The following is a 12,294-nucleotide window of genomic DNA, read 5'->3' as shown; positions in this document are numbered from 1 at the left end:
AACAGAGAACACAATATCAGAGAAATTTACTCTGATATTGTGTTCTCTGTGCATTTTGTGACTAAAAAATGACTCATTCCAAAATTTTAATACTCGACTTCGGCTCTCAAGTCACCCAGCTTATTGCTCGCCGTGTACGTGAAGCGCATGTCTATTGTGAAATTCATCCATGTGATGTCACAGACGACTTTGTACGTAGCTTTGGCGCAGATGGCATCATCCTTTCTGGTAGCCATGCAAGTGTATATGAAGAAGAAACAGATAAAGCGCCACAAGCTGTATTTGAACTTGGTGTGCCTGTGTTAGGCATTTGCTACGGCATGCAAACCATGGCACAACAACTTGGTGGAAAAGTTGAAGCTGGCCATAAACGTGAGTTCGGTTATGCTCAAGTGCGTGCTCGTGGCCACTCTGCTCTATTCCGTGACATTCAAGACAGTACAAATGCTGATGGACACGGTCTAATCGACGTATGGATGAGTCATGGCGATAAAGTCACAGAACTACCGCCTGGCTTTAAAGTCATTGCAAGTAACGACACTACGCCTATTGCTGCGATGGCCGATGAAGACCGCAAGTTTTATGCGGTGCAATTTCACCCAGAAGTGACGCACACCAAACAAGGCCAAGCCATGCTCAATCGCTTTGTGCTTGAGATATGTGGTGCAAAACCTGATTGGATAATGGGCGACTACATTGCAGAAGCTGTTGCTAAAATCAAAGCGCAAGTAGGCGATGAAGAAGTCATTTTAGGTCTATCTGGCGGCGTAGACTCTAGCGTTGCTGCTGCATTGATTCACCGTGCGATTGGTGATCAACTCACTTGCGTATTCGTTGACCACGGTCTACTTCGGTTAAATGAAGGCGATCTAGTCATGGATATGTTTGCAGGCCGCTTACATGTCAACGTAATACGCGTAGATGCTACAGATCAGTTTATGGGACATTTGGCTGGTGTGAGTGACCCTGAAGCTAAACGCAAAATTATTGGTCGTGAGTTTGTAGAAGTATTTAAAGCTGAAGCCGCCAAATTAAAAGCTGGCACAGGCGGTCACAAAGGTGCAACGTTCTTGGCACAAGGCACAATTTACCCTGATGTGATTGAATCAGGTGGCGCTAAATCTAAAAAAGCCGTCACCATTAAAAGTCATCACAACGTAGGCGGACTACCAGAGCAATTGGGGCTAAAACTACTAGAGCCGTTACGCGACCTGTTTAAAGATGAAGTACGTGAACTTGGCGTGGCACTTGGTTTGCCTGCTGATATGGTATATCGCCACCCTTTCCCAGGCCCTGGCTTAGGTGTGCGTATCTTAGGTGAAATCAAAAAAGACTTTGCTGATCTATTACGCCGTGCAGATGCTATTTTTATTGAAGAGCTACGTGATACCAAGGATGAAGCAACGGGAAAAACTTGGTACGAACTAACAAGCCAAGCATTTACTGTGTTTTTACCTGTCAAATCAGTAGGTGTAATGGGTGATGGCCGTACTTACGATTACGTAGTAGCTTTACGTGCAGTAGTGACTAGCGACTTTATGACAGCACACTGGGCAGAGCTACCATATTCATTACTAGGTCGTGTATCTAACCGCATTATCAATGAAGTACGTGGTATCAACCGAGTTGTATATGATGTTTCTGGCAAGCCGCCAGCAACCATCGAATGGGAATAACAGGAGGTCAGTGATTATGAGCCGTGCATTCGTCAATGAAGAGAGATTTGAACAAGTTAATGGAAAAGAGCTTGTTGAACGCCCTGTTAGCGAACATCCTAACTATGTGACGCCTACTGGCGCGCTTGAGCTACAAACTTTAGAAGAGTCGCTAATTGCAGAACTTAATCACTTAAAACTCACAGCAGAAGACACTTTTTCAAAAGATAAAGTGGCCGAAATCGAACGTGACTTACGTTATGTGCGTGCACGTTTAGATTCTGCAATCTTAGTAGACCCTAGCAAACAAAGCCATGAAACAGTATTGTTCGGCGCAACGATTCAAGTGCAAGATGACAGTGGCGCTCAACATACATTTCATATCGTAGGTGAAGATGAAGCAGACGCAAGTATTAACAAGGTTAGCTGGGTCTCTCCTCTAGCAAAATCACTCATTGGCCAAAAAATTGGAGATACAGTTACTTGGCAACGCCCCGTGGGCAATATCAATTTAGAAATTTTGGACATTCACTACCAATCATGAAAGTAAGCCAAGCCATTATCGAACGACGCTCAATTAAAGCGTATGACCCTCAACACAAAATGACAGAGGAAGAAATATCTCAACTCATGTCATTAGCCATACTGTCACCTACCGCATTTAATATCCAAAACTGGCGATTTGTGGTTGTCACAGACCCTAACTTGCGCCACCAAATCCGTAGCGTTAGTTGGAACCAAGCACAGGTTGAAGAAGCGTCACTACTGATTGTACTGACTGCCGATTTAAAAGCATGGGAAAAACAGCCTGAGCGTTATTGGGCAAATGCTGCCAAACCTGTGCAGGACATCTTAGTGCCAGCGATTGGCCAATATTACGAGGGTAATGCACAAATACAACGTGATGAAGCCATGCGCTCTTGCGGCATGGCTGCTACGACTATCATGCTAGCCGCCAAAGAAATGGGGTACGACACCTGCCCGATGGATGGATTTGATTTTGATGCGGTAGCGCAATTATTGAAACTCCCTGAGGACCACATCCCTGCAATGTTTGTCGTCGTTGGTAAAGCGCTAAAAGCAGCAATGCCACGAGGTGGACAGCTACCAATGGATGAAGTCGTTATTTATAATCAATTTTAAGCATTTGTTTTAACGCGAAAAACAAGCTGTAATATGATTGGCTGATTACGCAATATATTACACACCACTTTTGTAATTAATTTATTTTTAAGGTCTTAAATTTTGTTAATTTCTAACAATATCACGATGCAATTTGGCGCAAAGCCATTATTTGAAAACATCTCAGTTAAATTTGGCGATGGTAATCGCTATGGCTTAATTGGTGCTAACGGTTGCGGTAAATCAACCTATATGAAAATCCTAGCAAAGGTTTTAGAACCTACGTCAGGGAATATCTCGCTTGATAACAACGAACGCATGGCGTTCTTACGTCAAGATCAGTTTGCTTACGAAGATCAGCGTGTGCTTGATGTTGTGATGATGGGTCACGACCAAATGTGGAAGGCAAATGTAGAAAAAAATGCAATCTACGCTAATTTGGAAGCCACTGAAGATGACTACATGCGTGCTGCCGAATTAGAGGCTGTATTTGCTGAGTTTGATGGTTACACTGCAGAGGCGCGTGCTGGCGAACTATTGCTTGGTGTTGGCATCCCAATTGAACAACACAACGGCCCAATGAGTGCAGTTGCCCCAGGCTGGAAATTACGCGTACTACTCGTTCAAGCATTGTTTGCAAACCCAGACATTTTGCTACTCGATGAACCAACCAACAACTTGGATATTAATACCATCCGTTGGCTAGAAGATGTACTCAACAACCGTAGCTGTACCATGATTATTATTTCTCATGATCGCCACTTTTTAAACCAAGTGTGTACACATACTTGCGACATGGACTACGGTAAAATTGCGGTATATCCAGGTAACTATGACGACTACATGGAAGCAAGCACTGCGGCACGCGCACAACAAGCCAAAGATAACGCAAAAGCTAAACAGCAAATTGCTGATTTACAGGATTTCGTTCGCCGATTCTCTGCAAATGCTTCTAAAGCAAAGCAAGCGACCAGCCGTGCTAAACAAATTGATAAAATCAAAATCGAAGAATTTAAACCGTCTTCTCGCCAATATCCATTTATTCGCTTTGAATACGATGAGCGTGAAAAACTACATCGTAATGCCGTTGAGTTGAAAAAATTAAGCCACGGCTTTGACCGTCCATTATTCAATGATGTCGACATGATGTTCGAAGCAGGCGAAAAAGTGGCCATTATTGGTGAAAACGGCATTGGTAAAACTACATTCTTACGTTGCTTAGCTGGTGATTTAGAACCAAAACATGGTGAAGTGAAATGGGCAGAGAAGGCAAAAATAGGCTACTTTGCGCAAGATCATGAGTATGAGTTTGAAGATGGTGATGAACTGTTCGAATGGATGAGCAAGTTTACCCAGCAAGGCGATGATGACCAAACGGTTCGCAGCATGTTAGGTCGTTTACTATTCTCTGGTGACGATACTAAAAAATCTGTCAAAGTACTTTCTGGCGGTGAAAAAGGCCGTATGTTATATGGCAAGCTGATGTTAGCAAAAACAAACGTATTGCTCATGGATGAACCAACCAATCACATGGACATGGAATCTATTGAAGCACTTAATACCGCGTTAGACAAATACAAAGGTACTCTATTCTTTGTAAGCCATGACCGTGAGTTTGTAAGTTCAATTGCAACACGCATCATTGAAATTAAAGCAAATGGCATAGTAGACTTTACAGGTAATTATGAAGACTACCTATTAAGCCAAGGCGTTGAATAACAACTTAGCTCAAGCAAGCATCGCTAAATCGTCGGTTCAGTTTAAATGTTAAACACATCTGTTCGTCATTTAACCGCTCAGGCTTGTTTACAGGATGTGTTTGGTTACAGCACTTTTCGTGGTGAGCAACAAGAAATTGTTGAACATATGGTCGAGGGTGGCGATGCGCTTGTTTTAATGCCCACAGGCGGTGGTAAGTCATTATGCTATCAACTACCAGCATTATTACGCAAAGGCGTTGGTGTTGTGGTATCACCACTCATTGCACTGATGCAAGACCAAGTGGATGCTCTTCAGCAACTTGGGGTGAAGGCAGCCTTTCTAAACTCAAGCCTAAATGCAGAGCAATCTGGCACCATTACAACAGCGTTACTTCGTGGCGATATACAAGTGCTGTACGTTGCGCCAGAACGTTTATTCATGCCGAACTTCCTTACCTTGCTTGAACAAATTGAGGACAGTATAGGCATTGCACTGTTTGCCATTGATGAAGCGCATTGCGTTTCTCAATGGGGTCATGACTTTAGGCCAGAATATCGCAAACTCACTGTATTGCATGAGCACTTTCCTCGCGTACCTAGAATCGCACTCACTGCAACGGCTGATGCGCCCACTAGAGCTGAAATCATAGAACGACTAACCCTTGAAAATGCTCGTCAATTTGTCTCTAGTTTCGATCGCCCTAATATTAAATACCGTGTTTTACCAAAAGCCAATGCACGCCAGCAACTAGAAGCTTTTATTGAGTCAGAACATCCCAATGATGCTGGCATTGTTTACTGCCTATCACGCCGTAAAGTAGAAGAAACTGCCGAGTGGCTAAAATCAAAAGGTTGGGATGCCTTACCCTACCATGCAGGGCTTGATGCAAGTATACGTAACAGCAACCAAAGACGATTTTTACGCGAAGAAGGTGTAATTATGGTCGCCACAGTTGCATTTGGCATGGGCATTGATAAACCTAACGTACGCTTTGTCGCACATCTCGATTTACCAAAAAGTATGGAAGGCTACTACCAAGAAACAGGTCGTGCGGGCAGAGATGGCCTGCCAGCCAACGCTTGGATGACATATGGTCTAGGCGACGTAGTTAACATGAAACAAATGTTAGAGAACAGTGACGCCTCACCAGAGCGTCAGCATGTAGAACGACAAAAACTGGATGCGCTACTTGGCTTCTGCGAATCTACAGCGTGTCGTCACCAAACCATATTACGTTACTTTGGAGAGCAGCACCCAGGTGACTGCGGGCAATGCGATAACTGCCTTACCCCTACAGACACTTGGGATGGAACCCAAGCATCACAAATGGCATTATCATGCGTATATCGCACAGGACAAAGATTTGGTGTAGTACACCTGATTGACGTGCTACTTGGAAAATCAACCCCTAAAGTTGAACAATTCAACCATCAAGCACTCAGTACTTTTGGCATAGGGAAAACCCTGTCTCAAGCACAATGGAGTAGTGTATTTAGGCAATTGGTCGCAAGTGGACACTTAGAGACTGACATGGACGCATTTGGTGGACTTCGCCTTAGTGAGTCTGCGCGCCCTATTTTACGAGGTGAAGCAAACGTATGGCTACGCCAAGACCATGAAGTCGCCAAACGTGTGAGTAAAGCTGAACGTGTCGCTCGTGTTAAAGAAGCCTATGCAGGTGTGGCAGATGATCCATTGTGGCATGCACTAAAAGCCAAGCGGACTCAGCTTGCAAAGGAACAAGGCGTACCACCCTACCTGATTTTTCATGACAGTACACTGCTTGAAATTCTGAACCATCGCCCCGACAGCCTAACTGACATGGGTAAAATTAGCGGTGTAGGTCAAGCGAAACTGACACGATATGGCGATGCATTTTTACAGGTATTAGAAGATATGGTAAACAGCGTGAACTACTAAGCTTACCAATAAATATCTTACGCTGACTAAAACTGGTAAGCACTTGAATTTGGTTTGGTATTACTCTTAGATGCAAAGTTTAACTAATCAACGATAACTAAGATAGAGACACTACTTTAGGCTATTTAAACAATCAAGCCAGAACGTGAAGGTCCCTTTGGTTTAGCTTGACCATCTGGACCGTAAACTGAACCTTCATCATTATTACCTTGTAAATGATTTAGCAGTTCTTGGTTACGATTAAAATGTTTACTAATTAAAGTACCATTTAATCTATTAAGCTCTTTAGCTTGTTCAAGAGACTTTTGGAAGTTAACCCAAGCTGTCGTGATATCTTTTTTCGCTTGTTTTTCAACCCATTCACTCATACCAGACTCGCTAGCTTGAAAACCATGCGCTTGTAATAACTGGTAACGTGATTTAGCAGCAAGGTTCAAACGCTGCAATAGTAAGGACTTTTCTTCCAGAATCGCCTCTATTTCCTCAACATTAGCTTTCACCAAGTGCGACTGCTCACGCTCAAGCAAAGCAATCAGTTCTGCCACTAACAAAGCGTCTTGCGTAAAGGTTACAGATTGATTGGAAGATGTATTAGCCATGTTAATTTTAAGCAAAGCGACTCGTTAGTAAATCTTTCACGGTTTCAATTAAGCCATCAGCTACTTTTTCTGAACTTACAGAAAACTGACCACCAGCAATCGCTGATTTGATTGCATCTACTTTCTCAGCATCGTAAACGTTACTAGCTTTAACCTTGGCTTCTAAAGTTTGCAATTTTGCTGAAAGTGGTGACAAAGTCACATTACCAGAAGATTTCTCACTTGACTGAGACTTACCTGTTTTTTGCTTAGCATCAGCCTCAACTTTTGCTGCATTTGCCTTTTCAACACTAGCCTTATCAAGCACTAAGCCAGCGGTATTTTTAATTGTTTCATTGATTTTCATGGCATTTCATCCTTTTTTGCTTAACCTGCTCATACGTATACACGCATCCTTAATGCAGATATCGGCATAGTTTAAGCGAACTTTAGCTTTTTTTATAAAAATTAACAATGTTTATCAATAATTTAAATAACTAAGTCGCAAAAGCTGAATGTAACCAGTTAAAAAACAACTTCCACTTGTCCGCTCTGACGTGCTATGCCACTCACTACTTGGCCATTAGCAACCTTCACTTGTACAACTTGCCCTTCATTTGCTTTAGTCATTGCTTTACCCTCAGCTGAGACACGAAAGCCTTTACCAGCTGAAGTAATCATCACAGTTTGCCCTTGTTGCACAACAGGTGACACTTTAAGCATCTCCTGCCTAAGCACAGCACCAGCGTTCATTGAGATATTCACAATACGGCCCAACGCCTGCGTCACATCAGTAAAGATTCCAGGGGGCAACTGCGTAAGATCACCAGTTTGAAACAATAAATCTTCATGTGTGACAACCCTACCCTGCGCTAATGGCGCAGCAGCAACCAAATACTGTGCAACAACATTGACGGTAGCCTGAGCATAAATTGTCCAAGCGCTTGGCGCATTACAGCGGACCCCAACACTAGTTTTACCCCATGCACGACTGCCTGAAGGTAAAAAAACCTGAATATCATGACAAATTGCTAGCTTTAAATTCGGGTCAATGGCCCCAGCTTGAACTGCTACTTTACCAGGATAACCAAGCGTTTGTGTTTGTAGAAACTCAACCACCTTAACCTTTATTAAAGATAAATCTTGTTTAGGATATTGCTTACTGATCGCAACCTGACTTGTTGCCGCCTTTAATAAAAGGCTATTACTTAACATCAAAACAGCTAGTAACATTACAAAGCCAAGCCGACCACTCGCCATACATGCTTTCAAACTTACATTTGAGAACAATTTCAATGGTAATTGGTAGATAAAACAGGACATGTCGAATTCCAATGCTATGTACAAAGATTCAATGTGCATTCTACGGATACGACTGTCTAGTAAAACTAAGAAAAGGGCAAGAAATACCCTTCTTCTTACCCAATCAAACATTGCCATATGTATTTAAACTTGCTTACAAGTGTGTTATCGGCAATAAAAGTATTTACTTGATGATTTAAGCTTAAATTACTCAATAGTAATTTGTAAAAATCTCATTCAGTATTAGGTGCTTAGCAAAGGAAAAATATGATTAACAAATTAGATGCAGCTTTAAGTTTTCATCAAAACGCACTAAGAGTGCGCGGCCAACGCCAAGAACTTATTGCGGCTAATATTGCCAATGCAGATACACCGCACTACAAAGCGCGCGATTTGGATTTTAACGCCGCAATGAAAAATGCAATGGCAGGCGCAACGAATAAAGAAGCTTTTAATACTAGCAAAACTTCACCAAATCACTTAGATGGCAAACCCTCTAGCATAGGTGGAGATGCACTTTTTAGACCTGTGATTCAAGGTAGCGTAGACGGCAATACTGTTGACATGGACGTAGAGCGTAATCAGTTTGCAGACAATGCGATTCGTTACGAAGCTAGCATCATCATGATTAACGGACAGTTAAAAAAAATGCTCGCAGCAATTCAAGGGCAATAAATGAGGTTCGGTTTAGAAAGCTGCTATTTAAGGCTTACGTAGTGTAGTAGATGTGGATAGCTAGACAAATATTTAAGGAGAAGTCGATGTCATTATTTAACGTGTTTAATATTTCTGGTTCCGCAATGAGCGCTCAAGCTCAACGCTTAAATGCTGTGGCCAGTAATCTTGCAAACGCAGATAGTGCGACCAGCGCGAACGGCACTCCTTACAAATCAAAACAAGTTGTTTTTAGCGCAATACCTTCTAAATCGGCGGGTGCAAGCGGTGTAAAAGTGACCAAGGTCGTTGAAGATAACTCACCGCCAAGAATGTTGTATGACCCTAAACATCCTCTTGCAAACGACAAAGGGTATGTCAGCATGCCAAATGTGAATGTCACAGAGGAAATGGTAAATATGATTTCTGCTTCTCGTGCTTACCAAAATAATGTGGAAACCATGAATGCAGCAAAAACAATGTTAATGAAAACGCTTTCTATAGGTCAGTCATAGTAGTTTAAAGACATTATCAGAACTGAAAAAATTAAGCGCACTGAAATTAGGAGCCCATAAATGACAACCGTAAACGCAGCCAACACTCCGTCACAAGCATTACTAGATGCTATGAACACCAAGAAAAGTTCAACAGCATCAGTAGATGAAGCACAAAACCGATTTATGACCTTACTTGTAACGCAAATGCGAAATCAAGACCCACTCAACCCTATGGATAACGCGCAAGTCACTAGCCAAATGGCACAACTATCAACAGTGACTGGTATTGATAAGTTAAATAATACATTAGAGACTTTAATTAACAATGTACAAATGGGCCAATCTTACCAAGCCTCAAATCTTATAGGCCGTAGTGTGTTAACTCCTGGCGATACCATTCAAACATCTGGCGAAGCAGGTTATTTCGGTATAGAACTGCCGATTGGAGCAGACAAGGTAAAAGTTAATATCAAGGATGGCTCTGGTGCAACCATCAGGACAATCGAGCTAGGTAAACAAGATGCAGGGACAATTCCGCTTACTTGGGATGGTTTTAAAGATGATGGCACAACCGCTCCTGCAGGTAACTATAAATTCGAAGTAGAGGCAACAATTGGCAGCAATACTGCAGCAGCAACAACTTTAAGTTTTGCAAAGGTATTGAGCATTTCCAATTACTCAACTGGAGTTAAACTTAATTTAAGCAATTTAATGACAGTAGATACTACGGCAGTAAAAGAGATATTTTAATAACGCTAGTAATTAAGCATTATTAACATTAATTATGTAGCTCTAAGGAGAATAGTATGAGTTTTCAACAAGGTTTAAGCGGTCTTAACGCAGCATCTAAACAATTAGAAGTTATCGGCAACAACGTATCAAATGCCAATACCGTAGGATTTAAACAATCTCGTGCAGAGTTTGCTGACGTATTCGCAAACTCGATCACTGGCGGTGGAGGTAGCCAAATCGGTATTGGTACAAACTTGGCAACTGTTGCGCAACAATTCACACAGGGTAATATTACCTCGACCAACAACTCCTTAGATATTGCTATTAATGGCAATGGTTTTTTCCGCATGTCTTCAAATGGCGCTATCACATATACACGCAACGGCCAGTTCCAGTTAGATAGATTTGGATATATCGTAGATTCTGCCAACAAACGCTTAACCGGCTACTCCGCAGATGCTAGCGGCAATATATTAAGTGGTGCAGCAGTTGATCTGCAAATCAACACGGCTGACATTCAGCCTGTAGCAACAACAGAGATTGAGGGTACGATTAACCTTGACTCTAGAAACAACCCAATGCCTGCGATACCAATATTTGACCCTACAGACCCTACTACTTACAACAGCTCGACTGCGGTAACGGTTTACGATAGCTTAGGTAATTCGCACACATTACAAAATTTTTTCCGTAAAACTGCCGCAAACGAATGGGATGTTTACACGACCGTTGATGGCGTATCAACACCAGCTTTACCTGCAACCACTGCCGTGATGACCTTTACTGGTACTGGCGTATCACCAACTATCGTACCTGCATTACCTTCTGTAACATTCACACCGCTTAACACAGATACCACTCCAGCCCCCAACGGCGCGGCTGATGTGACCGCAACAATCGACTATTCTAAGAGCACACAGTTCGGCTCCGCTTTTAGTATCAACAGCTTATCTCAAGATGGATTTACATCTGGCCGTTTATCTGGCTTTAACACATCAAGCGATGGCACTATCGTTGGTCGTTACAGCAATGGTCAATCGAAAAATTTAGGTCGAGTGGTACTCTCTAGCTTTACCAACCCAAATGGCTTGCAATCATTAGGCGGCAATGCATGGGCAGTAAGTGCAAGTTCTGGCCCTGCATTGACAGGAGCCCCTGGTAGCGGCTTGTTAGGCGTACTTCAATCATCTGCTGTAGAAGACTCTAACGTAGACTTAACTGCCGAACTGGTCAATATGATTACGGCTCAACGTGTTTATCAGGCGAATGCACAAACCATTAAAACGCAAGATCAAGTCTTACAAACACTTGTTAACCTTCGTTAATAGTTAGTAGCTAAAAGGAGCATCACGATGGATCGCATGATATACACCGCAATGACGGGTGCGAAACACATCCTTGAGAAGCAAGCAACGACCAGCCACAATCTGGCTAATGCAACTTCTACTGGTTTTAAATCACAGATAGATGCTTTCAGAGCAGTGCCAGTTATCGGGAAAGGCTTACCCACACGAGCTTTTGTCGTTGATGCTACTACCGGTAGTGATTTTAACTCTGGTGCGATTCAAGCAACTAGCCGAGATTTAGATATCGCAGTAAAAGGCGATGGGTGGATAGCGATACAGCGAGCTGATGGTTCAGAAGCATACACGCGCAATGGTTCACTAAAAACGAGTCCAAACGGTTTACTACAAACCGCGAACGGACTCACCGTATTAGGTGATGGAGGACCCATTACAATTCCACCTGATGTAGCCATGTCTATCGGCAAAGATGGTACGGTATCAACGGTCAATAACTTAACGCTACCGGGTCCTTCTAACATCATTGGTCGAATTAAGCTAGTGAATCCACCATCATCAAACTTAGTACGTGCTGATGATGGTTTATTTACCACTAAAGATGGAAATCCTGCAGCTGCCGATGCTAACGTTAGTGTAATTCAAGGTGCACTTGAAAGTAGCAACGTAAACGTCGTTGACTCAATGGTCACAATGATTAGTCTAGCCCGCCAGTTTGAAATGCAAATGAAACTAATTCAAACAGCTGAGAATAACGCTAATAAAGCCAGTCAACTCTTGCAATTGACTTAACCATAAACCAGCTATGATTAAGTTATGGCAATGAACTATT

Annotated in this window: 13 protein-coding genes; 10 read left to right on the top strand and 3 right to left on the bottom strand. The window is 42.5% G+C overall.

Annotated elements, in window-relative coordinates:
* Window positions 1–68: 68 nt before the first annotated feature.
* From guaA to recQ, 5 genes are all read left to right on the top strand, one after another.
* A complete protein-coding gene (guaA, locus tag Q7U33_RS09865; protein WP_304860334.1) occupies window positions 69–1,676 on the top strand; it encodes a glutamine-hydrolyzing GMP synthase in 1,608 nt (535 codons plus the stop codon).
* Between the two features lie 16 nt (window positions 1,677–1,692).
* Window positions 1,693–2,199 (top strand): GreA/GreB family elongation factor, encoded by a 507-nt coding sequence (locus tag Q7U33_RS09860; RefSeq protein WP_304860332.1) that lies wholly within the window; start codon window positions 1,693–1,695, stop codon window positions 2,197–2,199.
* Entirely contained in the window at window positions 2,196–2,798 is a 603-nt protein-coding gene (locus Q7U33_RS09855; RefSeq protein WP_304860330.1) for a nitroreductase family protein, read from the top strand. Before Q7U33_RS09860 ends, Q7U33_RS09855 begins: the two co-directional genes overlap by 4 nt.
* Before the next feature lie 102 nt (window positions 2,799–2,900).
* Window positions 2,901–4,496, top strand: a complete 1,596-nt coding sequence (locus tag Q7U33_RS09850; protein ID WP_304860327.1) for an ABC-F family ATPase — start codon at window positions 2,901–2,903, stop codon at window positions 4,494–4,496.
* Window positions 4,497–4,541: 45 nt separating this feature from the next.
* Window positions 4,542–6,398: a DNA helicase RecQ gene (gene recQ / locus Q7U33_RS09845; RefSeq protein WP_304860324.1), complete on the top strand. Its 1,857-nt coding sequence runs from the start codon at window positions 4,542–4,544 to the stop codon at window positions 6,396–6,398.
* A gap of 125 nt (window positions 6,399–6,523) precedes the next feature.
* Here the strand turns inward: recQ and Q7U33_RS09840 are convergent, their stop codons facing one another.
* The 3 genes from Q7U33_RS09840 to flgA form a co-directional block, all read right to left on the bottom strand.
* Window positions 6,524–6,997, bottom strand: a complete 474-nt coding sequence (locus Q7U33_RS09840; protein ID WP_304860322.1) for a flagella synthesis protein FlgN — start codon at window positions 6,995–6,997, stop codon at window positions 6,524–6,526.
* 7 nt (window positions 6,998–7,004) lie between these two features.
* Window positions 7,005–7,343 carry a flagellar biosynthesis anti-sigma factor FlgM gene (gene flgM, locus Q7U33_RS09835; protein ID WP_304860319.1) on the bottom strand — a complete coding sequence of 113 codons (339 nt, stop codon included), beginning with the start codon at window positions 7,341–7,343 and terminating at the stop codon, window positions 7,005–7,007.
* A 158-nt stretch (window positions 7,344–7,501) separates the two neighbouring features.
* Window positions 7,502–8,236, bottom strand: a complete 735-nt coding sequence (gene flgA, locus Q7U33_RS09830) for a flagellar basal body P-ring formation chaperone FlgA (RefSeq protein WP_304860402.1) — start codon at window positions 8,234–8,236, stop codon at window positions 7,502–7,504.
* 309 nt (window positions 8,237–8,545) lie between these two features.
* Here flgA and flgB point away from each other — a divergent pair, with 309 nt between their 5' ends.
* The 5 genes from flgB (at window position 8,546) to flgF (ending at window position 12,254) form a co-directional block, all read left to right on the top strand.
* Entirely contained in the window at window positions 8,546–8,953 is a 408-nt protein-coding gene (gene flgB, locus Q7U33_RS09825) for a flagellar basal body rod protein FlgB (RefSeq protein ID WP_304860316.1), read from the top strand.
* 86 nt (window positions 8,954–9,039) lie between these two features.
* Entirely contained in the window at window positions 9,040–9,447 is a 408-nt protein-coding gene (gene flgC / locus Q7U33_RS09820) for a flagellar basal body rod protein FlgC (RefSeq protein ID WP_304860314.1), read from the top strand.
* A gap of 60 nt (window positions 9,448–9,507) precedes the next feature.
* Window positions 9,508–10,179 (top strand): flagellar hook assembly protein FlgD, encoded by a 672-nt coding sequence (locus Q7U33_RS09815; protein ID WP_304860312.1) that lies wholly within the window; start codon window positions 9,508–9,510, stop codon window positions 10,177–10,179.
* 56 nt (window positions 10,180–10,235) lie between these two features.
* On the top strand, window positions 10,236–11,486 hold the full coding sequence (flgE, locus tag Q7U33_RS09810) for a flagellar hook protein FlgE (RefSeq protein ID WP_304860309.1): 1,251 nt from the start codon (window positions 10,236–10,238) through the stop codon (window positions 11,484–11,486).
* Window positions 11,487–11,513: 27 nt separating this feature from the next.
* The gene (gene flgF, locus Q7U33_RS09805; RefSeq protein ID WP_304860307.1) at window positions 11,514–12,254 is read left to right on the top strand and encodes a flagellar basal-body rod protein FlgF; all 741 of its coding nucleotides are present in this window, start codon (window positions 11,514–11,516) and stop codon (window positions 12,252–12,254) included.
* Window positions 12,255–12,294: the final 40 nt, after the last annotated feature.

The organism is Methylotenera sp. (genome assembly GCF_030653755.1).
In the GTDB taxonomy this organism is placed as follows: domain Bacteria; phylum Pseudomonadota; class Gammaproteobacteria; order Burkholderiales; family Methylophilaceae; genus Methylotenera.
This window is presented reverse-complemented; position numbering and strand designations above follow the sequence as displayed.

Excerpts from the sequence above, each read along its gene's own strand:
- guaA (WP_304860334.1), top strand. The coding sequence starts at position 69 with ATGACTCATTCCAAAATTTTAATACTCGACTTCGGCTCTCAAGTCACC.
- Q7U33_RS09860 (WP_304860332.1), top strand. The coding sequence starts at position 1,693 with ATGAGCCGTGCATTCGTCAATGAAGAGAGATTTGAACAAGTTAATGGA.
- Q7U33_RS09855 (WP_304860330.1), top strand. The coding sequence starts at position 2,196 with ATGAAAGTAAGCCAAGCCATTATCGAACGACGCTCAATTAAAGCGTAT.
- recQ (WP_304860324.1), top strand. The coding sequence starts at position 4,542 with ATGTTAAACACATCTGTTCGTCATTTAACCGCTCAGGCTTGTTTACAG.
- Q7U33_RS09840 (WP_304860322.1), bottom strand. The coding sequence starts at position 6,997 with ATGGCTAATACATCTTCCAATCAATCTGTAACCTTTACGCAAGACGCT.
- flgM (WP_304860319.1), bottom strand. The coding sequence starts at position 7,343 with ATGAAAATCAATGAAACAATTAAAAATACCGCTGGCTTAGTGCTTGAT.
- flgA (WP_304860402.1), bottom strand. The coding sequence starts at position 8,236 with ATGGCGAGTGGTCGGCTTGGCTTTGTAATGTTACTAGCTGTTTTGATG.
- flgB (WP_304860316.1), top strand. The coding sequence starts at position 8,546 with ATGATTAACAAATTAGATGCAGCTTTAAGTTTTCATCAAAACGCACTA.
- flgC (WP_304860314.1), top strand. The coding sequence starts at position 9,040 with ATGTCATTATTTAACGTGTTTAATATTTCTGGTTCCGCAATGAGCGCT.
- Q7U33_RS09815 (WP_304860312.1), top strand. The coding sequence starts at position 9,508 with ATGACAACCGTAAACGCAGCCAACACTCCGTCACAAGCATTACTAGAT.
- flgE (WP_304860309.1), top strand. The coding sequence starts at position 10,236 with ATGAGTTTTCAACAAGGTTTAAGCGGTCTTAACGCAGCATCTAAACAA.
- flgF (WP_304860307.1), top strand. The coding sequence starts at position 11,514 with ATGGATCGCATGATATACACCGCAATGACGGGTGCGAAACACATCCTT.